General features: G+C 40.5%; 23 protein-coding genes. 12 read left to right on the top strand and 11 right to left on the bottom strand.

Going from position 1 to position 23,641, the window contains the following annotated elements:
• Positions 1-117: 117 nt before the first annotated feature.
• The 6 genes from EP57_RS06435 to EP57_RS16480 all read left to right on the top strand — a co-directional run bounded on the left by EP57_RS06435 (position 118) and on the right by EP57_RS16480 (position 5,131).
• Positions 118-2,340: a glycoside hydrolase domain-containing protein gene (locus tag EP57_RS06435; protein WP_052167593.1), complete on the top strand. Its 2,223-nt coding sequence runs from the start codon at positions 118-120 to the stop codon at positions 2,338-2,340.
• A gap of 66 nt (positions 2,341-2,406) precedes the next feature.
• A complete protein-coding gene (locus EP57_RS06430; RefSeq protein WP_036085315.1) occupies positions 2,407-2,886 on the top strand; it encodes a hypothetical protein in 480 nt (159 codons plus the stop codon).
• Between the two features lie 66 nt (positions 2,887-2,952).
• Positions 2,953-3,384 carry a hypothetical protein gene (locus tag EP57_RS06425; RefSeq protein ID WP_036085314.1) on the top strand — a complete coding sequence of 144 codons (432 nt, stop codon included), beginning with the start codon at positions 2,953-2,955 and terminating at the stop codon, positions 3,382-3,384.
• Positions 3,385-3,414: 30 nt separating this feature from the next.
• A complete protein-coding gene (locus tag EP57_RS06420; RefSeq protein ID WP_036085313.1) occupies positions 3,415-3,903 on the top strand; it encodes a hypothetical protein in 489 nt (162 codons plus the stop codon).
• Positions 3,904-4,084: 181 nt separating this feature from the next.
• Positions 4,085-4,471, top strand: coding sequence for a hypothetical protein (locus EP57_RS06415; protein ID WP_036085311.1), 387 nt, complete (start codon positions 4,085-4,087; stop codon positions 4,469-4,471).
• A gap of 240 nt (positions 4,472-4,711) precedes the next feature.
• Complete coding sequence (locus tag EP57_RS16480; protein ID WP_052167592.1) at positions 4,712-5,131, top strand: hypothetical protein; 420 nt, start codon at positions 4,712-4,714, stop codon at positions 5,129-5,131.
• Between the two features lie 66 nt (positions 5,132-5,197).
• On the opposite strand, the gene EP57_RS06405 is transcribed toward EP57_RS16480, so the two are convergent.
• Both EP57_RS06405 and EP57_RS06400 read right to left on the bottom strand, forming a co-directional pair.
• Positions 5,198-7,363, bottom strand: a complete 2,166-nt coding sequence (locus EP57_RS06405) for a peptidoglycan D,D-transpeptidase FtsI family protein (RefSeq protein ID WP_036085310.1) — start codon at positions 7,361-7,363, stop codon at positions 5,198-5,200.
• Between the two features lie 179 nt (positions 7,364-7,542).
• On the bottom strand, positions 7,543-8,151 hold the full coding sequence (locus EP57_RS06400; RefSeq protein WP_036085309.1) for a superoxide dismutase: 609 nt from the start codon (positions 8,149-8,151) through the stop codon (positions 7,543-7,545).
• A 308-nt stretch (positions 8,152-8,459) separates the two neighbouring features.
• Between EP57_RS06400 and EP57_RS06395 the strand changes: the two genes are divergently transcribed.
• The 5 genes from EP57_RS06395 to EP57_RS06375 all read left to right on the top strand — a co-directional run bounded on the left by EP57_RS06395 (position 8,460) and on the right by EP57_RS06375 (position 14,333).
• Positions 8,460-9,248, top strand: coding sequence for a DUF1189 domain-containing protein (locus EP57_RS06395; RefSeq protein ID WP_036085307.1), 789 nt, complete (start codon positions 8,460-8,462; stop codon positions 9,246-9,248).
• Positions 9,249-9,482: 234 nt separating this feature from the next.
• Positions 9,483-10,703 carry a prolyl oligopeptidase family serine peptidase gene (locus EP57_RS06390; protein WP_052167591.1) on the top strand — a complete coding sequence of 407 codons (1,221 nt, stop codon included), beginning with the start codon at positions 9,483-9,485 and terminating at the stop codon, positions 10,701-10,703.
• Between the two features lie 175 nt (positions 10,704-10,878).
• Positions 10,879-11,991: a flavodoxin-dependent (E)-4-hydroxy-3-methylbut-2-enyl-diphosphate synthase gene (ispG, locus tag EP57_RS06385; RefSeq protein ID WP_036085305.1), complete on the top strand. Its 1,113-nt coding sequence runs from the start codon at positions 10,879-10,881 to the stop codon at positions 11,989-11,991.
• A gap of 170 nt (positions 11,992-12,161) precedes the next feature.
• The gene (locus tag EP57_RS06380) at positions 12,162-13,703 is read left to right on the top strand and encodes a glycine betaine uptake BCCT transporter (protein ID WP_036085304.1); all 1,542 of its coding nucleotides are present in this window, start codon (positions 12,162-12,164) and stop codon (positions 13,701-13,703) included.
• 33 nt (positions 13,704-13,736) lie between these two features.
• Positions 13,737-14,333, top strand: coding sequence for a 3'-5' exonuclease (locus tag EP57_RS06375; RefSeq protein WP_036085303.1), 597 nt, complete (start codon positions 13,737-13,739; stop codon positions 14,331-14,333).
• Between the two features lie 287 nt (positions 14,334-14,620).
• Here the strand turns inward: EP57_RS06375 and EP57_RS06370 are convergent, their stop codons facing one another.
• From EP57_RS06370 to EP57_RS06330, 9 genes are all read right to left on the bottom strand, one after another.
• On the bottom strand, positions 14,621-15,295 hold the full coding sequence (locus tag EP57_RS06370) for a Crp/Fnr family transcriptional regulator (RefSeq protein WP_036085301.1): 675 nt from the start codon (positions 15,293-15,295) through the stop codon (positions 14,621-14,623).
• Positions 15,296-15,410: 115 nt separating this feature from the next.
• Positions 15,411-16,037: an SGNH/GDSL hydrolase family protein gene (locus EP57_RS06365; protein WP_036085299.1), complete on the bottom strand. Its 627-nt coding sequence runs from the start codon at positions 16,035-16,037 to the stop codon at positions 15,411-15,413.
• A gap of 193 nt (positions 16,038-16,230) precedes the next feature.
• Positions 16,231-16,659 (bottom strand): Fur family transcriptional regulator, encoded by a 429-nt coding sequence (locus EP57_RS06360; RefSeq protein WP_036085297.1) that lies wholly within the window; start codon positions 16,657-16,659, stop codon positions 16,231-16,233.
• Positions 16,643-17,518: a metal ABC transporter permease gene (locus EP57_RS06355; RefSeq protein WP_036085295.1), complete on the bottom strand. Its 876-nt coding sequence runs from the start codon at positions 17,516-17,518 to the stop codon at positions 16,643-16,645. The genes EP57_RS06360 and EP57_RS06355 overlap by 17 nt, the downstream gene beginning before the upstream one ends.
• Positions 17,499-18,263 (bottom strand): metal ABC transporter ATP-binding protein, encoded by a 765-nt coding sequence (locus EP57_RS06350; protein WP_036085293.1) that lies wholly within the window; start codon positions 18,261-18,263, stop codon positions 17,499-17,501. The genes EP57_RS06355 and EP57_RS06350 overlap by 20 nt, the downstream gene beginning before the upstream one ends.
• A 142-nt stretch (positions 18,264-18,405) precedes the next feature.
• Positions 18,406-19,209: a GNAT family N-acetyltransferase gene (locus tag EP57_RS16475; RefSeq protein ID WP_052167590.1), complete on the bottom strand. Its 804-nt coding sequence runs from the start codon at positions 19,207-19,209 to the stop codon at positions 18,406-18,408.
• A gap of 64 nt (positions 19,210-19,273) precedes the next feature.
• Positions 19,274-20,200, bottom strand: coding sequence for a manganese-dependent inorganic pyrophosphatase (locus EP57_RS06340; RefSeq protein ID WP_036085290.1), 927 nt, complete (start codon positions 20,198-20,200; stop codon positions 19,274-19,276).
• A 24-nt stretch (positions 20,201-20,224) separates the two neighbouring features.
• Entirely contained in the window at positions 20,225-21,118 is an 894-nt protein-coding gene (locus tag EP57_RS06335) for a deoxyribonuclease IV (protein WP_036085289.1), read from the bottom strand.
• Positions 21,119-21,124: 6 nt separating this feature from the next.
• Complete coding sequence (locus EP57_RS06330; protein WP_036085288.1) at positions 21,125-22,444, bottom strand: DEAD/DEAH box helicase; 1,320 nt, start codon at positions 22,442-22,444, stop codon at positions 21,125-21,127.
• 193 nt (positions 22,445-22,637) lie between these two features.
• Here EP57_RS06330 and EP57_RS06325 point away from each other — a divergent pair, with 193 nt between their 5' ends.
• Positions 22,638-23,633 carry a 4-hydroxy-3-methylbut-2-enyl diphosphate reductase gene (locus EP57_RS06325; RefSeq protein WP_036085285.1) on the top strand — a complete coding sequence of 332 codons (996 nt, stop codon included), beginning with the start codon at positions 22,638-22,640 and terminating at the stop codon, positions 23,631-23,633.
• The last annotated feature ends 8 nt before the right edge of the window (positions 23,634-23,641 follow it).

Genomic DNA, 23,641 nt, shown 5'->3' with positions numbered 1-23,641 from the left:
AATGAAATTTTTTTCGTTCCGCGATCTCGAATTGCATTTTCTTTGCATTTTTTGCCCCGTTTTCCATTGTAAGATAGTTCTTGTAAGACAACATAAATAGAGAACGGAGAATGAAAAATGGATGAAATGGTAAGACAAGTACAAAGCTGGTTAAACAAAACCTACGACAAATACGTGGTAAAAGGAGATTTTCAAACGATTCCGGAAAACGGAAAAACGGGCTGGACGACAGTTTATGCATTGACACGCGCGCTTCAAATCGAACTCGGCATCTCACCTACTGCAGATAACTTCGGTCCAACAACAGAAAAACTATTCAAACCACTAACAATCGGAGCAAGCGACGCCAAACCAACAAATATCAACTACATCTTGCAAGGCGCATTTTATTGCAAAGGCTACAGCCCTGGCGGCTTCACAGGTGTATTCGGCGGCCAAACACAGATTGCCGTGAAAATGTTTCAAAAAGACGCTGGACTTGCGACACAAGATGGTGTTGTTTCAACGATTATTATGAAATCATTACTTGACATGAGCGCGTTCCAAACAGTGAGCGGCGGCACTTATGGCGTTCGAATAGTACAGCAAAATCTAAATCGTGATTACAGCGCATGGATTGGCAAATTAGTTCCTTGTGACGGCCTTTACGGTCGCGATACAAACACATCACTTATCTACGCCTTGCAAAAAGAAGAAGGCATGGCACGCACGACGGCAAACGGAAATTTTGGACCAGGAACAACAACAAGTTTGACAAATTTAATCCCTACTTTTGCATCCAATAAAGCACTAGTACTGCTTTTACAATATAGCCTTGCCTGCAATGGCCTACCGATTAATCAGTTCAGCGGCGTGTATGATGCGGAAACAACCAATTTAGTGAAACGCTATCAAGAATTTATGAAAATGAGCATCACGACAGGCGCGATTACAATGGGAACCTTCAAAGCGCTTCTATCTAGTGCCGGTGATACAAACCGTAGCGCGACAGCTTGTGACACTTCGTATGTGCTTAACACAGATCAGATCGACACATTATGGAATGCAGGCTATCGGTATGTTGGTCGCTATTTAACAGGAAATGTCATCCGCGGCGGCGTTCGAGTTCCCAAAGCAATGAACCCGACAGAAATCGCAGCTATCCTGAAAAAAGGCCTAAAAATCTTCCCTATCTATCAAGATGGCGGCTATGAAATCCCGTATTTCGAAGTCCCATTCCAAGGTATTAGCGACGGTTACAAAGCCATTGATGCCGCCTACAATCTCGGTTTCCCAGCAGGAACAACCATTTATTTCGCCGTGGACTTGGACGCTTACGACTATCAAATTACAGACCTGATTATCCCTTACTTCCAAAACCTACGTGCCGCATTCAAGCAAAATCAAGCACTGCGTTCATATCAAATCGGTGTTTATGGAGCTCGCAATGTATGTAGCCGTTTGAAAAATGAAGGCCTCGTCGATAACGTCTTCGTTGCTGACATGTCGACTGGATTCAGCGGTAATCTCGGCTTCCCGATGCCTGACGACTGGGCATTTGATCAATATTTTGAAATGTCGATTGGCACAGGGAACGGGAAATTAGATATCGATAAAGTAACCTATTCTGGCGTAGATAAAGGCGTTTCTGCTGTGACCCCACCACCTGCAAGCGACACACCAAATTCCGCAGCGATTAACCGTGCGCGTTTGTTGAAAATCCGCGATGTATTGTACGGAAATTCAAGTTTAGCCGCGTTAGTGGATGATAAAGTGACATTTGAACTCGAATTGGAGAAAACCAATTCGCGTGTCATTTCTCCAAACCTTACAGTCATTTTTAAAGCTAGCGCGAAACTCACTGACCCAGCAGATGGTGGAACAACAGTATCCGTAAAAGACGGTAAAGTCAATGCTTCTTTTGAAAAAGAATTAGCAAATTGGACTGGCTCCTTATCCACAGAAGAAGCTGGAGATACCAAAAAAATTATTGCAGATTTAGCCGCAAAAGTTGTCGTTGGAGATATTACTGTAAAATGGTCTCCTGCAAAAGATTTTATAACGGTATCAATTACAGCAAATGTTCCAGAAATTGAAGTGACAGATAAGTACAAAACAAGTGCCTCAATGAGTATATCGCTTATCATTGATAATAAAAATAAAGACTTAGATTCACAGTGGGATGCTATTACAAGCGCGGTAACTGATGGAGCTTTAAAAACAGGTGGAATGGCTGTTTTCATGTTTGCGTTATACGGTGTTAGCGTATTTGGCGGTGGTTTGTTAGCGCCTATAGCACTTAGTCTCATAGCAATTGGACTACTCATCAAAGAATTTCTAGAAAAATCATCTACTAAATAATACTATTAAATCTGCATCCATTGTATAATGGGTGTAGATTTTTAATTTACATAAGGAGGTAGAACTTTGAAAACATCTAAACTTGAATTAACTAAATTCGCACAATTGATTACTTCCCTCGAAGCTGATACATCCGATACAGAAACACTGCTTTGTAATTTGAACCAATTAAGCACTGAAGAGTTAGAGAGTGTGCAATCTTATTTTTCAGGCAGTGGTATTCGAACTTTTTCAAAAAATTTTCTTCAAATTGCTATGGCTTCCTTTGTTTCTGGAATGAGTGTTTTCTTTTTCATAAAGTTTCAAGCAGAGTTTCTTGTTTTTCTTCTCGGAATGGCTTATTTGCTTGCGTGCATCTTAATTTTCTTCCGCTCCACCTTAAAGGCGCCGACCAAATCCTTTCTGGAAATTGCAATGAACAGAGCTAAATATGATCGGATTCTCAGCTTAATCGGTATTATTTTAGATGAACGCTATAGAAAAGATTTTCAAAACGCATTAAAGAAAACTTCTACATATGAAGACGATACACCCACTAAGAATTAATCTAAACAACGTATACTATCAACTAATTCTATACTTGATATAATTTTACAACTGGAGGTTTACAAATTGCGAATTTCACAAAAAAACTCAAATTCATTTTCTCAACTGATTTCAACTATTGCAGAAAAGGCTGATAATATCGAAATATTAAATGAAGCCTTGGACTCTTTATCAATTGAAGAACTCGAGCGAACTAAAGCCTATTTTTCTGGAACTGGTACACGAACTTCATTTTATCAACTTAGAAGTATAATAATGGGATCATTTATAGCAGGCATGATGATTTTTCTTCTCAATATGTTTCAAGGATATTTCTTCGTGGCTGTTATTTCAGTAACCTTCCTTGCAGTTTGTGCTAGCCATTTATTCATAATAGCACTTACATTCCCTATTATGCTTAACGTGCGTTTAGCTTATGCTCGTGGAAAGTATGACCGAATCGTCTCACTCATTGATATAATTTTGACTGAACGTTATACAGAAATACGAAGAAAATAAATTGTATTATACACCTAAGGAGGTACATAAATGAAAACACCTAAAACGGAATTAGATAACTTCACAAAGCTTTTAACCGGTTTAATCAAGCAATCAGATGATGTTGAAGCTCTTTGTTATGCTTTAAATAGACTTACTTTAGAAGAATTAGAAAAAGTAAAAACTTATCTTTCTGGGTCCGCCACAAGCGTTATATCAATTAGGCAAAGGGAAATTGTAATTGGAACATTTCTTTCCGGAATGCTAATTTTTCTTTTTAATATGTATCAGTCTAATTTAATTGTTTTCTTTTTCTGGGTACTATTTTCTGTTACATGTGTTTTAGAATTTCTTTGTTTACTCCTTGCAAAAAAACCAATTTATAAACATATATCACTAGCATTTGATAGAACTAAATATGATCGCATCGTCTCTATTATTGATATTATATTAAACAAACGTTATGAGAATGAATTGCAAAAAACAATAGAAAAGTTTGCCCTGCCTGAAGACGTGGAGATACTAAAAGATACTTTGTAGGAGGCATATTCATTGAAAATATGATGCTCAAATTCATCAGCATTGTAGAACGCTATTATTCAGCGTCTCGCAATGCTTTTTTGCTGTCTGAAAAAAGTTAAAGTTGGGCGATTTCAGACAGGTTTGAGCATAAAAATCGTTATATAATAGACCTATATTAAAGATGAATGGAGGTCCTATTATGACAACAGCTACCAAAACCATGCCAAAAGAAATTTATCGTTACATCGAGCATGAGATTATTAATTATCCCCGAATGATAGACCGCATCAATGAGTTAACGCGAAAACAAAAGAAAAATCTGCACACCCCTTACAACACGCTTTATTTGGATACTAGAATTGAAAGGCTCTCAACCGTTGTACAGTGTATCGAGAATGTCATCCGTAATCTTAACACGCTGGGCGATCCCTACCACGAATTTATAGAACTACGATATTGGCGTACAAACTCCAACCAAACAATGGAGGGAATTGCGCAAAAGATTCACGTGAGTCGACGAACTGCGTATAATATGCAAAATCGTATTGTTCAGATGGTTGCAAGTGAATTGGGAGAATGGCAGTGACTCAAAAAAATTAATGAGTATAGTTCAGTAGTTTTTTATCCAAACAATGAATAATATAATACTAAACATGCAAAAATAGAAATATAAACCAATTTATCCTTGGAAAATAAATGAGACTTTTTCAGTTTTTATTTGAATATATTTCTATGAAACGATATACTAAAAATAGTTCTATTTTCTATATACATAGTAATATTGTTAAATGGAAATAGTTCAAAAAAATTGATGGGAGAGAATATTATGAGTTTGAGTAAAAGAGCTTTGCCCTGTTTATTGATTGTTGCTTTTATTTTAGTTGGAGTCTTTAGCCTTTCAAGCACGAAGGCATTTGCAATGAGTTCAAAAGGAAGCCCAGAAATCGCTTTCCATACTGATGCAAACACTTACACAAAAACTGCTACTACTATTGATGTCTATGGAATATGTAATAGTAACGGTGTATCAGTGCAACTTTACAAAAAAGGAAACAACAACGCTATTAGAATCGTCGATGTCTATAAAGGAATGGCATATAACAAAAGTCTAGGTGCCTTCACCTACAAAACATCGATATCACTGAAAGGCCTCTCTGCTGGACAATATGATGTTTGTGTATACGGGTATTGGTCATGGAAAGATTATAGAGCGGAGTTACAACATTATTTAACTATACAAAGATAGGTTAGACAAATAAAATGGAGTTGATAGAAGTCATACCGACCTCTATCAACTCCATTTTATTTGTCTTTAGTCATTTAACTTTGCCTGTGCCGCCGCTGCTGCCGCCTTATTATTTATAGGCTGTTCTACCTTAGAATTATCTTTCCCTGCTTTTGCACGCTCTTCTTTTAGGTCGTAATATGCTTTAAATACTTGCTCAGAAATTTTCAGATTAATTTTAGAATCGCTTCCTCCATATTTACGATATTCCCATGGAACTACAACTGCAATTGCAATTTCAGGTTTATCAGCTGGTGCATATCCAACGAAGGTAGTATTCCAAACCTCGGTCATCGCGCTATCCTTTTTCGGTCCATCATAGAAAGCCTCAGCAGTCCCTGTCTTACCAGCGACCTCAACTCCTAGATCTTTGAAATAACTCGCTCCTGTCCCACTAGAACCATGTGTAACTGCATAAAACCCATCTTGAACCTCTTTGATTGCAGAACTAGAAGCACCTATACGATTTAATACTTTAGGTTCGATTTCAGTTGCTACCTTACCTACATTATCGCCATTTGTACTTGGATCACGTATTTCTTTTAACATTGTTGGTTCTACACGGTATCCACCATTGGCTATAGCAGAACCATATTGTGCTAACTGTAAAGGTGTATATGAATCATATTGTCCAATTGCAAAGTCAAGAATTTTACCCACAGTCTTATCATCACCTTTATAACCAATCTGCTCTCCAGGTAAATCAATCCCTGTTTTAACGCCTAAACCAAATTGATTATAATAATAACGCATTTTATCAAAAGTCTCTGCCGAAGCTCTAAACGGTCCATCATAAACATATTTTGCACCAGCCATTTTCATGGAGACCTGATACATATATGAGTTTGACGATATTTCTAATGCTCCGACGGGATCCAAAGTCCTGCCACCTTCACCAGCTCTGTTAAACCAAGAACTTTTCGCTTTAGTGCCTTTAAATTTGATTGGTTGATCAAAAAATGTCTGATGTTCAGAAATAGCTCCATCCATAATACCACTGAGCACTGTAGCTCCCTTCACAGCAGATCCCATATTATAGGCAGTTGTGAAATTTCCCAGTGAGTAATCTTCGTATTCACCTTTATCATTAATTTTTTGACCAGCGAGTGAAAGAACCTGACCAGAATATGGATCCATAGCTACAACAAAGGCACGGTCAAATAAATCAGTACCCGCATTGCTTTTATTAATCTGCATATTTTTCTTTATAATTTCTTCTATTCTTTTTTGTAACTCAACATCAATAGAAAGAACTAAATCCTTACCTTTAGAACCTTCATACTTCTCAACCGTCTCAACAATATTTCCATTACTATCCAGAACACTATTCGACTTCGATTTCTGTCCTGCTAGCACAGATTCATATTGCGCTTCTAAATAACTACGACCAACGCGGTCATTTCGGCTATATCCTTGCGCTAAGTAATAATCCACTTTGTCACTTGGAATCCCTTGTTTCTCAGTCGATACGCTACCTAAAATCGAACGTAACGTTTCATCATACGTGTAAAAACGATTCCAGTCTGTCGTTGTATCAACGCCTGGTAGACTTTCTAAGTTCTCGCTCACTTTCGCGATTTCCTCGTCCGTCACGCCTTTACTCTTAATCGCAACTTGTGACAATGCATAACCAGCTGTCATTTTCTTGTAAATCGTTGCAATTCGCTTGTCCTCATCACTTAAACTATCCAAGTCAGCTTTTGTAACATTTTCAACTTGTTTCTTATAAGCTTTTGCTCCGTCTAAGTTCTTCTCGGCTTTCGTCAAACGTGCCAATGATGCTTTCTCATGTGTCAAAATCCAATAATCTTGCAAGTCACGTTCTGTCAATTTCGTATCTGGCGTTACAGTAATTAGCTTGTCTAGCTTCTTCGCCACGCTAATCATTTCAGATGGCGGCGTTTTCTCACTGCGCGCATACGTAATGGACTTCACGGCAGAATTCCCAACTAATAAGTTATAATTCCGGTCATAAATAACGCCACGTGGGACGTTTTTCGTTACGCTGACATCATCTGTTTCCTCTAATTGGCGTTTATATGTTTCCCCTTGAACGATTTGTACAACACCAAGTCGCAAAATCAAGGCAGAGAATAGTATAAATATCACGAAAAAAAGGATGTTTAGGCGTAGCGGAATGACTTGCCTTTTCTTCTTTTGCTTGTTTGGTTTCTTTATGAATCTATTTTTCACTCGTCACAATCCTTCCTTTTTCAGCACTCATCTATATACTATTGTAGCTGAATTTCGCTAAGATTACCACTAGAGTTTGATGAGAAATTTCTTAAGAAAAGTTAAAGGCTCAGTAATTGCCATTTCGACACAAAAATAAAGCCGCATGCAAAACGCGCACACGGCTTTTAATCGTCTTATTATTTTGCTGCGTTGAAGTATTCTGCAGCTTTGTCCCAATCTACTACGTTCCAGAAAGTTTCGATGTATTTCGGACGTAGGTTTTGGAATTTCAAGTAGTACGCGTGCTCCCAAACGTCAAGGCCGATTACTGGTGTATAGCCTTCTGTTAGTGGAGAGTCTTGGTTTGGTGTAGAGATGATTGACAATTTGCCATCTTTCACTACTAGCCAAGCCCAACCTGAACCAAAACGTGCAACGCCTGAGTTAGCGAATTGTGTTTTGAATTCTTCGAAGCTACCGAATTCTGCATTGATAGCATCTGCTAACGCGCCAGTTGGCTCGCCGCCGCCTTGTGGGCTAAGAATTGTCCAGAAGAATGAGTGGTTCGCATGTCCGCCACCGTTGTTACGAACTGCAGTACGGATATTTTCAGGAACACTATTTAAATCAGCAACTAAGTCCTCGATTGATTTAGCAGCTAAATCATCATGTCCTTCTAACGCTTCATTTAATTTCGTTACGTAAGTATTGTGGTGCTTCGAATAGTGAATCTCCATTGTTTCTTTATCGAAATTAGGCTCCAAAGCATCGTATGTGTAAGCTAATTTTGGTAATTCGTATGTCATAATAAAAACTCCTCCTTGATTATCTTTTTTTAACAGGAAAACAAGTTCTTCCTACATGTATAAGGTTATCACTAGAAAGAAGCGGTTGCAATATAAATGCTTACCTAAAGACTCATCTATCAAAAATCAAGCATAATTATAAGTTAAAGATGCCGAGCCGAGCCTAAATCACAGGCTCCTTATCCTCAAACCCTTGCAATCCCACTCATTTCAAGCTATCATAAAGAAAAGAAATGGGAACTGTGAAATCAGTTTCTCCCGTTTCCTTCTATAAAAACAATAAAAAGAACGAGGTGCATTCCAACCAAATGAACATTTTCAAACGTTTTGCCAAAAGTCTCTACTCTCCTGAGGATATCGCAACATTTCGTGCGGATAAAATATGGAAATCGATTATTTACATACTTTTAATTTCGATTCTAATTTTTTTACCAATCGGTTATCACACGGCCACTGCAGCAAATGATGCTATGAAAGTTGGCGCGGATACGATTAAGAATGACATTCCGGATTTTACTGTGAAGGATGGCAAGCTGGTTTCTGATGCGAAGAAGCCTATTACCATCGACCAAGGTAGTATTTACTTTTATTTCGATTCTACGGACAGCTTGACGACGGACCAAATTGACAATCAGCTCGGTTCTGCTGATAGTGCTATCGCCTTTTTATCTGATACGATTTATATTAAGGCGCCTGGTGTTGATCAAACTGTGAATTATGCGACTGCGGGGATTGGGTCTAAGGCTGATCTGATTAACTTCTATCAATCCATGGAAGATTTGTCGAAATACTTTATTCCGATTTTGCTAGGTATTATTTTAATCGCGATGATTTTAGTGACGTTTTTCAAAGTTGCGCTCTACGCCCTGTTCGGCTTTATTATGAGCGGTTTTGGACGTATGGGGATTACGTATTACCACAACTGGAATATCGCGGCATACAGTATGACACTGGCGTCTGTCTTTACGATGATTATGTACTGGTTCCAAATTACGGTGCCATATCTTTCGACGATTAACATGGCGGTCAGCTTCTTTATTATCTTCCTAGTCATTCGCCAAATTCCACCGACAGACCAGAAACAGCCCATACAATAAAATATAACAAGCCATATCTTCATTTTTCATACGAAATGCAAAGATATGGCTTTTTAAAAGTCATAAAAATAACTAAAAAATAATTGTAATCGCTCTCTTTTTATGCTACAATTATTACCAAGTTGGATTGTCACTGTTCGGCAGGCAAAACCAAATGCATTTTTAGGAATTTTCCCTAAATGTATTGGTTTTGCCTTTTTTCGTCCAACTAAAAAAATAAAAAGGAGAATGAACATGAAAAAAAGGTACATCAGTTTTTTAGTTCTAGTCTTAGTCATTGTTGCGAGCGCTTGCTCAAACAACAGCAAAGCGGAAACGAAATTAAGCAGCAAGGACATCACGCTAGTCACGCAAGTAATAGATAAAGGAGAAGTTGGCGCAGCTGTCATACTTACATACAGTGATACGCTCACCGGTTCTAATCTGAATCAAGCTAGTTTTTCTGTTTTTGCAGGAGATAAGAGCAGAACAATCAAAGCTATCTACACAAGTGAAAAAGCAGAAGTCGGAACACCAACCGCGAAGGGGAAATATGTTATTTTAGAACTGGATCCAAATGATAGTAATGCAAGCACGTTGACATTTGATATTAAAAAATTTGTAAACACAAGAACCAATCTCGCATACACTGTAAAGCAAAACAAGAGCTTAACCGTTTCAAATAAAGCTTACAGCGCTACATCTCCTATTAACATCAAAGAAATTGCAAGTCCTGATTTAGATATGTTTCAAGAAGGCATGTATACAGAAGGAAAACAAGACATGGCCTATCGTCTTTTCGAGCCTGTAAAAGATGATACGAAGAAACCTTTAGCTGTTTTCTTACATGGTTCGGGCGAGCGTGGAAATGATAATAAATTGCAGCTTTTAGGCACAGATGGTCCAGTGACATTCGCTGCTCCCACTTTTCAAGGAACGACACCAAGCTATGTTTTAGCACCACAAGTTGCTTGGGATGAAGAACGAAATGGCTGGTTTGCAGGCGGACAAACAGAAACGGTGAAGCAGTTAATTGATTCCTTACTAGTAAAATATAAAGATATTGATACATCACGCATCTATATTACTGGCGTTTCTAATGGCGGGACAGGAACTTGGAAAATGATTGTTGAAAACCCTAATTTTTTTGCTGCAGCGGTTCCAATTGCAGGATATATGTATCATAAAGACGCCACGTTCATAACACAAGGAACAGCAAGATATTTAGCGCCAAACCAAACGGATGCTACCAAAATTAAAAATATGCCAATTTGGGCATTCCAAGCAGAAGATGACCCTGTTAATAGTGTAAACGGCTCGCTTGAAGCTGTAGCTGCCATAAAGAAAGCTGGTAGTACATTCATTCAAATGACGGAATATCCTTCTGGTTTGGTCGCTCCTAATCCTCACGCTTCTTGGGAAAAAGCTTATAACAATGCACAACTACTGAATTGGCTTATTTCTCAGCATAAATAGATACAATCTTCTCCAATCTAGCTCTTTTATTTTTGTATAATAAGCTCATAATGCCGTCTTCTCACCAATTTTTAATAAACAATATGGATGATTTTTTGCAAGAATAGTGGTATGATTGGTAATGCATTAATAATAACAAATCCTGACTGTTAGGATTTATAAGGAGCGAATCGCTTTGACAGAAAGAACACATAGATCAAATACACGCCCTGTAAAGGTCGGTAATTTGACCATAGGCGGTAGTAATGAGTTATTTATCCAGAGTATGGCCACAACGAAAACACATGACGTGGAGGCTACAGTTGCTGAAATTCATCGTCTTGAGGAAGCTGGGTGCCAAATTGTGCGTGTCGCTGTTCCAGATGAGCGTGCGGCAAATGCCCTTGCGGAAATTAAAAGCAGAATCTCTATCCCTCTTGTAGCGGATATTCACTTCGACTATCGTTTAGCGCTGAAAGCTATCGATGCTGGTGTCGACAAAATCCGGATTAATCCAGGAAACATCGGTCGTCGTGATCGTGTTGTAAAAGTAGTTAACGCAGCGAAGGAGAAGGGTATTCCGATTCGTATCGGTGTTAACGCTGGTAGTCTTGAGAAGAAAATTATCGAGAAATACGGCTATCCTACTGCGGAAGGTATGGTAGAAAGTGCCTTAGATCATATTAAAATCTTAGAAGATCTAGATTTCCATGATATTATCGTGTCACTTAAAGCGTCGGATGTGAACTTGGCGATTGAAGCTTATGATTTAGCGTCGAAAGCTTTCGATTACCCTCTTCACTTAGGTATTACAGAATCAGGAACGCAATTCGCTGGCGGTATCAAAAGTGCAGCTGGTCTTGGTGCGATTCTTTGTAAAGGTATTGGGAATACGCTACGTGTCTCCCTTTCAGCCGATCCTGTAGAAGAAATTAAAGTAGCGCGCGAAGTCTTGAAGTCATTTGGCTTGTCTTCTAACGCGGCAACACTGATTTCTTGCCCAACTTGTGGTCGTATCGAGATCGACTTGATTAGTATTGCTAATGAGGTGGAAGAATATATTTCAACGATTAAAGCGCCGATTAAAGTGGCAGTGCTTGGCTGTGCTGTAAACGGTCCTGGTGAAGCGCGTGAAGCCGATATTGGTATTGCTGGTGCTCGTGGTGAAGGTCTTCTCTTCCGTCACGGTAAAATCGTTCGTAAAGTACCAGAAGAAACAATGGTGGAAGAATTGAAGAAAGAAATCGATATTCTTGCAGAAGAATTTTTCGCGAAAAAAGCAGCTGAGGAAGCAGAGGCTGCACAATAAATTAGAAAACGCTAGTACGTGATGTGCTGGCGTTTTTTCTTTGTATTAGGTTGTTTGAACATGCTCATTTGCTTTCACTACTAATCTTTGTTACCATAGATAGGTCAATAATATTACTATTGTTGTTTGCTTGGTGTATAAAGAGAACCTAGCAATGAAAGTGAGGAATTATGGAAACAAAAAAAGGAAGTTCGCACAAAATTACGAATGTGTTTTGGATTACACTAGCTATTACGCTTGCTTTTGTGGCTGTCGGAATTGTGGCGCCTAAGGGGTTAGCTGACGTGACGGCTAGCGTGCAAAACTTTATTACAACAACGTTTGGTTGGTACTACTTAATCTTCGTGTCATTACTTGTTATTTTCTGCTTCTACTTGATTGTGAGTCCGATTGGATCGATCAAACTTGGAAAAGCTGGAGAAAAACCGAAATATTCAACTATTTCTTGGTTTGGAATGCTTTTTAGTGCTGGAATGGGTGTTGGCCTTGTGTTCTGGGGCGCGACGGAGCCGTTGTCGCATTATGCGATTTCGAGTCCTGAGGCGGAACCTGGAACGAATCAGGCGCTTATGGATGCGTTTCGTTTTTCCTTTTTCCATTGGGGAATTCATGCGTGGGCGATTTATGCTTTTGTTGGTTTGACTCTGGCTTATTTCCAGTTTCGTCATGACAAGGCTGGGTTGATTAGCGCGACGCTTGACCCGCTTCTTGGAAAATGGATGAAGCCTTCTGTGCGTGTAACGATTGATGTGATTGCCGTTTTTGCGACGATTGTCGGTGTTGCGACGACGCTTGGCTTTGGTGCGACGCAGATTAATGGTGGTCTATCGTTCTTGTTTGATATTCCGGTGGACTTCAAGGTGCAGATTATTATTATCGCAATTGTGACGGTGCTTTTCTTGACGTCAGCGATGAGTGGCTTGGGACGCGGAATGAAATGGCTTAGTAATACGAATATGGTTTTGGCCGTTTTGCTAATGATTATTGTGATTATCGTTGGTCCGACGTTGCTTACGCTAAATATGATGACGGATGCGACGGGCGCTTATATGCAAAATTTTGTCGGCATGAGTTTCCGAACCGATCCGGTGAATGCGGCTGGGCGTGAATGGATTAATAATTGGACGATTTTTTACTGGGCTTGGTTTATTTCTTGGTCCCCTTTTGTTGGTATTTTTATCGCTCGGGTTTCCAAGGGACGCCGAATTCGTGAATTTTTAGCTGGGGTTATTTTGTTGCCTACTGTGCTTAGTATCGTTTGGTTTTCTGTATTCGGAACGGCTTCGACTTCGGTTCAGCGTGCTGGATTTGACTTAACTTCTTTGAAAACGGAGGAAGTGTTGTTTGGAACGTTTAATCATATGCCACTTGGTTCGTTGCTTTCAGTCATCGCGATTTTCTTGATTGGCGTGTTTTTCATTACTTCTGCGGACTCGGCAACGTATGTGCTCGGTATGCAAACGATGAATGGGGTCATGAATCCTGCGAATCGGGTTAAATTTATTTGGGGCATTATTCAGTCGCTTATCGCTTCGATTCTGCTGTTCAGTGGTGGTTTGGAAGGTTTGCAAAACATGTTGATTATTGTCGCGCTACCGTTTTCGTTTATTATGTTGTTAATGATGCTCTCGCTTTCGAAAGCATTGCGGAAAGAACGGCGTGACTTGGGGCTTTATATTAAACCAAAATCCTTGCGCAAGACTAATTTGTAGGCGTATCATAAGGTTACAAGGAGTTGAGACAGAATGAATCATTTAGATTATGTGGTGTTTGATTTTGAAACGGCGAATGGGTCGCGTACAAGCCCCTGTTCGATTGGTTTAGTAAAATATATTGATGGACAGAAGGATTCGGAGCTTTATCAACTGATTAACCCTGAGGAAGATTTCTATCCGTCTAATATTCGTGTTCATGGTATTTATCCTGAAGATGTGTGGGACGCGCCAAATTGGCTGGAGGCTTACCCGAGCATTATTTCCTTTATCGGTGATTTGCCAGTCGCGGCACATTTCGCTACATTTGATGTGAATGTTTTTCGGGCAACGACAGAGAAATATGGCCTTCCCCTACCGGAAAATGCGTATTTCTGCTCTTGCGTGTTGTCCCAAAAAATCTTGCCGCTTCGTTCGCACAAACTGAATTTAGTAGCTGATTATTTCGGTATTTCGTTTGAGCACCATCATGCGCTAGAAGATGCTGAGGTTGCTGCGGATATCGTGCGCGAGCTTGCTAACATTCAACGCGCGGATTCCATTGCAGCACTTGTGGATTCGATTGGTTATCAGTTTGGCCAAATAAATGGTAGTAATTTTGTAAAGCAGAAAAAAACGCGTTCCCGTTAATATGGGGCGCGTTTTTACTTGAATTTTTTTCTGTTCGCGATAAGCCAAATGACTAAAGCCACGAGCATTGCAGTGGCTGTAAAGTTCAAGAATCTCATTTCTAAAAAAATGCCTAAGAAAGATAATGATATTGCGAGCAGATACACTACTAAATATACGATTCTCCATCTTGAAATATTCATTTTATGCACCTCTTGCCTAGAATAGTATCTACTTTATTATATACCATTCTAGATATATTTCCACGCGAAAAAAGTTGAGATGTAACCTAGTCTCAACTTTTTTTGTTATAAACCGTGTACTAGTGCTTCCACGTCTGGGATAAACCATGGTTTTGGGCGCAGTCGGATATAGCCGTCTTTTGCTAGTCGGTTTAAAATCATGGTTGTGTATTCTCGGGATGTCTGGCAATATTCTGCGACGTGTTGTTGTGTTATGACGCGGGGAATCAGAGTGCCTTGATTTGTTTTTTGGCCGATCATTTTGGCGATTTCGTATAAACAGACTGCGACTCTGCGGTCAGATGGTAATTCGAATGATTCTAAGCGCAGACCAGCTAATTGCATTGTTTTTGTATAATATTCATCTAAAATGTAAATGCCGAGCCGGTTGTTGCGAAAAATGGCGGACATGAAGTCTTTGTCAATTTTCAGAAGTGTGGCTGGGGTTAGAACTTCGTATTGCGTGGTCATCTGGGCTGTGTTGAACAGGTTGCTGTAGCCGAAACTGTTGCCACTTTTGATGAATTGGATGATGGTGTTGTTTTTACCGCGGACGCAAATAATGCCGTCTTGAATAATGTAAAAGTCATCGTCTGCTTTGCCAGTTGTGATGATGGTGCCGCGATCTTTAATGGTGATTACTTCGCTATGTTGTTCAAATCGATGATCGGATTTTAAAATTTCTAATAGAAAATAATTATTTGTAAAAAATGCTTCGTTCTGCATTAAATGCTCTTGCAATGAACTCTCCTCCATTCATGCTCTTATTATAACGGTTTGCGCCGCTGTTTTTTTATTTATTTTGGTAGCAATTAGGAGGAGTTTTTAGGGAATTGCGTCTTTTTTATATAAAATGTTACTTCGCCATTTTTTCGGTTACAAGGTTGACCCATGCCGTTGTTCCGGCTTCTGTTAAATGGACGCCGTCGTCACCGAAATAGCCGCTATGTTTGCTTGCTAAGGAGTACCAATCTACTAGTGTGGCGTTTTTGTATTGTGGGACGGTTTCGGCTAGGATGTCATTGACTTGTTTCTCCCAATCTCGGGGAACGCGCACGTTGACTACATATATGTCTGCTTTGTCGAACTTATTTAGTAATTCTTCCAAACTTTCTTTAGAAAATGAGCCATTTGTTCCTAATTCTAAAATAACCGCCGAACCTTTCTTGTTGTAGCTCTTATATTCATCCGCTAGTGGAATCGCGGCTTTTAATTGACGGCCAACTTCTCCGTCTACTTTTACATCAGGGATGGCGGATTCTAAGTCCCCTTCGACATCAATCATGATGGAATCGCCGATAGCAACGGTTTTGTCGTATGATATATCCCGTTTTGCAATACTATTGCCACTGCCGTCGCTTGCGTTATGATGTGCGTTCCAAAAATAGTAACCTCCCGCTGCAATAATAATTAATACGAGGCCAATTAGTAGCCATTTCGTAGAATTTTGCTTCTTTTTTTGGGTATTTTGCTGTCTTGTCATTGTCTTATCTCCTTTTATTAACTTGATAATTCATTATAACGAGCAGGATTAAAACGGGAGGCAAGAAATATATAAGAAAAACTAAAATAAATGGTGGTTCAGATTCACTACATATCGGTTTTTTATGAAAAATTATACAAAAACCCGCGAAAACATCTCTAATCGGGAGATATTTTTACGGGTTGCAGGATTATTAGCTCGCGTTGGCAAGGCAGTCTGGACATTTGCCATATACTTCAAACTTATGTCCTTCGACTTGATAGCCGGGCAATGCTTCTTGTAAGAAATCCATGGGACACATCAAAATTTCGCGTGTTTTGCCGCAGCTTAAACAAATAAAATGGTGGTGATGTCCTTCGTGCGCGCATGATAAACGGAAATGTTTTTCGCTGGATAGCTCGGTTTCTTCAAATAGTTCTAGTTCGACAAACAACGATAAATTACGATAGATTGTGTCGAAACTAATACCTGGAAAATCTTCTTTCATGCACTCTAAAACTTCTTTTGCGGTCATATATCGATTTTTGCGGGCAAATAGTTGAATTAGAAATTCGCGCTTATCGGTGTGTTTATAGCCTTTTTGTTTCATGAGTTGCAAGGCTTCATTAGCTGTTAGAGACATTGGATTCACTTCTTTCTGCAATCGCTAGTTTTTGTTTGATTTTTTGCACGGTGATGGTTGTGACTAGAATGATAACGGAAATAATGACGATCGAGCCGCCGGGCGCTAAGTCTAGGTAAAAGGCACTGATAAGGCCGCCTAGTACGGCAATTTCACCGAATAAAATGGAATAGCCGATGGTTTGTTTAAATCCTTTAGCAATTCGAATCGCAGCGGCTACTGGTAATGTCATCAGTGACGATACGAGTAGAATGCCGACGATGCGCATGCTGGAAGCGATAACGAGTGCGACTAGTAACATGAAAATCACGTCGACTACTTTTGCGGGAATTCCTGATGCTTTTGCGTACTCTTCGTCAAAGGATAGCAAGAACAGTTCTTTGTATAGGAAAAATACAGTTAGTAAAACGACAAATGCTGTCGCTAAAATGGTCCACATGTCCGAACGGCTCACGGCGCTTACGCTTCCGAATAAGTAGCTGAATAAATCAGTATTAAAGCCATTGGCGAGCGATATGAAGATGACACTAAAGCCCATTCCGGCTGACATAATAATTGGGATTGCCAGTTCTTGAAATTGCTTATATACATTGCGTAGTTTTTCCATTAATAGCGATCCGCCGACTGCAAAACCGAAACCGAGATAAAGCGGGTTTAGCGCGACGAGTGGGATATACATTTTGCTTAAATAAAGGCTTACGGCGATTCCGGCCAAACTTACGTGACTCAGCGCGTCCGCCATTAATGATAGCCGTCTTACTACGATAAAACTACCTAGTAACGGTGCTACAATCCCGATTACAATTCCAACAATAAACGTATTGCGGATAAAATCATATTCAAACAGGTTCGCAATCACAATGCGCCACCCCCATCCGATTCGCTTCTAACGCTTCTAGCTCGCGTTCTTCTAAGTATAACTGATAATCCACTGCCGTCCCATCAAACAAAACGCGTGTGTTCAGGCTAACGATATGATCGACGTAGGCGTTCACAGCCATCAAATCATGCGTAACAAGCAACATCGTAATCGCCTCGTTCTCATTTAACGCTTTAAGTAATTCGTAAAACGAAGCCACATTCTGCGCGTCAATTCCCACTGTTGGCTCATCTAAAATTAAAACTTCCGGCTTACTCACAAGTGCTCTAGCAATAAAAACCCGCTGCTGCTGGCCACCAGAAAGCTCACCAATATTTCGATTTGCAAAACGTTCCATGTCAACCGTCCGTAATGCTTCGAAAACAGCTTCGAAATCGCGTCGGTTTAAACGGCGAAACATCCCTTTTTTCTTCACGAGTCCGCTAGAAACCACTTCTTTGACTGTAGCTGGAAACGCGCCGTTGAAGGCATTTGATTTTTGCGAGACGAAGCCGACTTTGGACCAGTCTTTGAATTGGGCTTGTGGCTTGCCGAATAACGTGATGTCGCCTTGTTGGGTTTTTAATAGGCCAAGTATTAATTTGAGTAGCGTTGATTTTCCAGAACCGTTTGGCCCGATAATTCCTGTGAAGCTGCCTTTTTGAATCGATAAGTTAATCTGTTGGAGCACTTCTTCTTTATCATAATGGTAGGAAATGTTCGCTACCTTCAGTATTTCATCCATAACGCGAAAAACTCCCTCTATACTTAAAAATCTTTACTTGCTCTAGTATACATAAAAATCATCGCATTGTAAATCGTAATGAATCTTATTTATAAAAAAGCTCGTTCTCTATGCCGAAATTGGCATTTTGGAACGAACTTTATTAGATATGGATGGTTTTGCGCATTTGTATTTGTTGGGCGACTTCTGTAAAACCGTTTTGCATGCAGATTGCAATAAATGGGCGGCTTATTTCTTGATTAGAAATAATGCACGGGATTGCGCCGAATTGATTGAAAAATGTTTGCAGAACGTTTAGTATTTTGTCATCATCTTGGAGATTTAGTTGTAATAATGTGAGGCCGCTTTCAGAAATACGGTAGATGATGTGTCCGAGATTTTGATTGTCCTGCCATATCGAGGCGGCTTTTGTTTGCTCGGAAATCAAGTTTTGCCATGGTGTGTTTGGGTTTTCCAAGATGGGCTCGCCAGTTATGCTTGTTAATGCGACTTCGGCTTTGTCGTAGTTTTGCAAATCGCCTTTTAGGAAAGTTAGGTCGTTTATTTTTTCGTAGCCGAGCGACTCGTATAAGTGGATTGCGGGGTGATTATTTGCTATGACTTCTAGCCAGGATTCTGCGACGCTTTGTTGGTCGTAATCCGAAATGAGCGCTTCCATTAGTTGGCGTGCTAAGCCGTTTTTTCGGAACTTGGGTACGATGGCAATGCCGCCGATCCACGCGATTTTTTTAGATTGGAACGATCTTGTGCCTGTGAGCGCTATGCCTGCTGGCTCGCCGTTCATTGTGCCAACTAGTGATTCTTCCTCGGATAAAAATAAGCTTTCCATACGGGCTTTGAAACTAGTCTCTGTCATGGTTGCCGGGACGAGGTAATCCGCGAATGCTTCATTCCATAACGCGACTTGTTCTTGTCTTGTAAACGCTGATAAACGTAGTAACTCCAAGCCTTTTCCTCCCTAATAAAACAAGAAACAGCTCCTCATGTTGCAAGCTGTTCCTCGTCATCTTTTATTTTGAAAATACTTCTGTTAAAATTGGCACGACTTGCTTCTTACGAGAAACAACGCCTGTTAGTGGTGCAAGATTGTTTGTGAAAGTAATGCCGTATGCTGCTTCAACTTTGTCTATCTTGCTTCCAAGTGCGATACCTACAGAATTATTCGTTAAGATATTCGTTACCACAAATAGATATAAATCAAGGCCTTTTTCGACAATACGTTGTGTCATCAAAGCTTCTACTTCAGCTTGACGCACTAACACATCTTGTTCATCCACTACGTTGATTTGCGCGATTTCTAATTTTGAACCGGCCATATCAAATTCTTTAGCGTCTAACAATAACTCATCTACCGTTTTTGTTGTTACATCAGCGCCTGCTTTTAACATCGCAAGACCGTATGTAGCTGTTTCAACACCCGCGATAGCTGCTAGTTTTTCTGCGATTTCTTTATCTTCTGGTGTACATGTTGGCGATTGATACAATAACGTATCGGAAATAATTGCCGAAAGCATCAAGCCTGCCGTTGTTTTAGAAATGGCAATACCTTTTTCTTGGAAAATTTTATAAAGAATGGTTGCGGTACAGCCAACTGGCTCAGCACGGTAATACAAAGGATCTGCCGTTTCAAAATTGGCGATACGGTGATGATCGATGACTTCCAAAATCGTCACATCTGCAATGTCGTCAGCGCTTTGTTGCTTCTCGTTATGATCGACAAGGCTAACCGTACTTGCTTCCTTCGCAACGGATTGAACTAGGCGCGGTGTTTCTGCTTTAAAATAATCAAGCACAAACGCCGTCTCGCTATTCATTTCGCCAAGACGAACCGCTTCAAAGTCTTCGCCTTGCGCTTTCTTCAATTCTGCGTAAGCAATAGCAGAACAGATTGTGTCTGTATCAGGATTCTTATGTCCAAAAACAAGTGATTTAGTCATGTTTCTATCTCCTTTATTGACCGTTTAGTCGGCCATGATTTTTGTGAGTACATCTGGGTCAAACGTCTGCGCCCGAAGCATCGCGATTTCATGTTTATACGGCGGCTTCTTGTTTTTCTTATCTTCACCAACATATGGCGTTTCTAAAATTTTCGAAATGTCATCCAGTTGCGGATGGTGAACAATGTAGTTAAGCGCATCAAAGCCAATATGGCCAAAACCAATGTTCGCGTGCCGATCTTTATGCGCACCACGTTCATTTTTACTATCATTGATATGCAAAACTTTCAGGCGATCCAGTCCGATAATTTTATCAAACTGATTCAGCACACCGTCAAAATCATTCACAATGTCATACCCCGCGTCGTGCACGTGACACGTATCAAACGTCACAGAAAGCAACTCATTATGCGTGACACCGTCCATAATCGCCGCTATTTCTTCAAAAGTCCGTCCAATCTCCGTCCCTTTTCCAGCCATTGTCTCCAGCGCGATTTGCACGTTCTGATCCGGTTTCAACGCTTCATTCAAGCCCTTAATAATCTGCTTGATGCCCGTCTCGGCCCCTTCACCAACATGCGCACCAGGATGCAACACGATTTGTTTTGCCCCAAGTGCCGCTGTGCGTTCCACTTCCGATTGCAAGAAAGTTACGCCAAGCTCGAAAGTTTCCGGTTTCACAGCATTGCCAATATTAATAATGTAAGGCGCATGCACGACGATATCCGAAATGTCATGTTCCTTCATGTGTTGTAATCCCGCTTCAATGTTCAGCTCTTCAATCGCTTTACGGCGCGTATTTTGCGGTGCTCCCGTATAAATCATGAAAGTGTTCGAACCGTAAGATGCTGCCTCTTTACTCGCTGCAAGCATCATGTCTTTCCCGCTCATTGAAACATGTGAACCTAATCTAAGCATGTATCGTTACCTCCCGCGTTTGTTCATTTTACGTTCGCGACGTTTTATCTCATTCATCTTGTAGTTTAATTTCTTCTTGTAGTTCGGCTTACCTTTTTGTTTCGCTTTTTTGCGCATACCGATTTCGCGTGGATCAGCAGCTTCGCGTTTTGGCTCACGTTTCTTACGACGGTTACGGTCATCCGTTTCCACCCATTCGCCATTCTTCAAGTCAACATGTTTGAACTCAATGTTCATCTTCTCTAATTGGTTCAGCGCATCCTCATCCGACGCCTCATAAATCGTTAACGCAATACCAGAATGCCCAGCGCGCCCTGTACGACCAGTTCTATGAATATAAAAATCCAAATCGCTCGGCAATTCGTAGTTAATAATATGGCTGATTCCTTGAATATCAATACCACGTGCTGCTAAATCGGTCGCAACAACGTATTGGAACTCCAAGTTTTCCAGTTGTTTCATTGTACGCTTCCGTTCACGCGCCTCAACGCCACCATGAATTTTGGCCACTTTAAGCCCGCGTTCTGTCAAGCCCTTCGCCACTTCATCCGCCATCGCCTTCGTATTCGTAAACACGACCGCCAAATACGGTTGATACGCAACAAGTGCATCTTTTAGAATATCCATTTTGTTCTTACTACGACGAGCAATTAACTGATGCGTCACATCTGTGTTCGCAATCGCTTTCGGCTGAATATGCTCATAACGCGGATTTTCCATGTATTTCTTCAAAAATGGTTTTAACTTCTGCGGAATTGTCGCTGAGAAAACAAGCATTTGCAAGTTCTCCGGCATTTTGCTAGCGATTTGATCCACGTCCATTAAAAAGCCCATGTCAAGCGTCATATCTGCTTCATCGATTACAAAAACTTGCGTCGTATGAACAAGTAGCGCTGTTTCACGAATCAAATCATTAATCCGTCCTGGCGTCCCAACAACGATATGCGGCTGTTGCTTCTTCAAGCGATCCAATGTACGTTGTTTATCCGTTCCACCAATAACAAGCAGCGAACGAATCTCATCATCGCTGTATTTGATAATTTTCTTGATTTCATTATGGATTTGCGTTGCTAATTCGCGGCTTGGTGCTGTAATCACTGCCTGAACACTATCTTTGTCCGCTTTAATTTTGTTGATGATTGGAAGTAAGAAAGTATGTGTCTTACCAGTTCCCGTTTGTGACTGGCCTACAACACTTTCGCCTTTCATAATTCCCGGTATTAATTTCTGCTGTACTTCTGTTGGCTCGTAAAAACCTAATTTATCAATGGCAAGCTGAATAAAAGGTTGAAAGTTAAATTGATCAAACCTTGTTTTTTTGTTCATTTTTCCACTCCGTTCTGTTCCTAAACATGATTATATCATAGTTTCTAAGCTAGGTCAGTAAGAAAAGCTAGTCGATTTTAAACTTTATCGTAATTCGCCCAGTTGAAACCTTGTCAAAACTGGCTTATAATAGAAAAGTAGTGTACTTTTTTAAGATTACTTGCGATTACTACACTTTTAGGAGGTCTAACAATTGGAAATTATAAAGATTGCCCCTCGTGGTTATTGTTACGGTGTGGTGGATGCGATGGTGATTGCGCGCAATGCTTCGCTTGATCCAAACCTACCCCGCCCGATTCATATACTCGGCATGATTGTGCATAATCAACATGTGACAGAAGCGTTTGAAGATGTGGGAATTGTCACTTTAGACGGCCCAAACAGAGAAGCTATTTTAGACCAAATCGACAGCGGCACAGTGATTTTCACAGCTCACGGCGTGTCTCCTGCTGTCAAAGAACGCGCGAAAGCAAAAGGACTGACAACGCTTGATGCGACATGTCCTGACGTAACCCGCACATACGATTTAATTTTAGAAAAGAAGCATGAAGGTTTTCATGTTATTTATATCGGCAAAAAGGGCCATCCAGAGCCAGAAGGTGCCGTTGGTGTTGCGCCTGACATCGTGCATTTAGTTGAAAATATGGCGGATGTTGACGCCTTGCCACTGACAAACGAGAAGGTGTTCGTGACTAACCAAACGACGATGAGTCAATGGGACGTCATGGATTTGATGGATTACATTCAATCCGTGTACCCGCAAGCCGAGCAACACCAAGAAATTTGTATGGCGACACAAGTACGTCAAGAAGCCGTTGCGACACAAGCAGTTGGCGCTGATGTTACGATTGTTGTCGGTGATCCGCGCAGTAATAACAGTAATCGCCTCGCGCAAGTTTCCGAGGAAAAAGCTGGGGTTCCTGCCCACCGCATCGCGAACATTGAAGAACTCAATCTAGATTGGATTAAAGATGCCAAGAAAGTGGCGGTCACAGCTGGAGCCAGCACGCCAACGCAAATTATCCGCGAAGTGTTAGTTTTTCTAGATGAATATGATCCGGAAAATCCCGACACGTGGGAGCGCAAGCACGATGTAGATCCAGTAAGCATCCTACCACGCGCCCGCAAAAAAAATATCGAGAAACAACGCGCTGCTCGTCTAGAACATTTGAAGAACGGCGGTAAATAATGAAACGA

Source organism: Listeria booriae (assembly GCF_000766865.1).
GTDB lineage: Bacteria > Bacillota > Bacilli > Lactobacillales > Listeriaceae > Listeria_A > Listeria_A booriae.
Note: the sequence above shows the minus strand (reverse complement) of the source record. Positions and strands in the feature narration are given on the sequence as shown.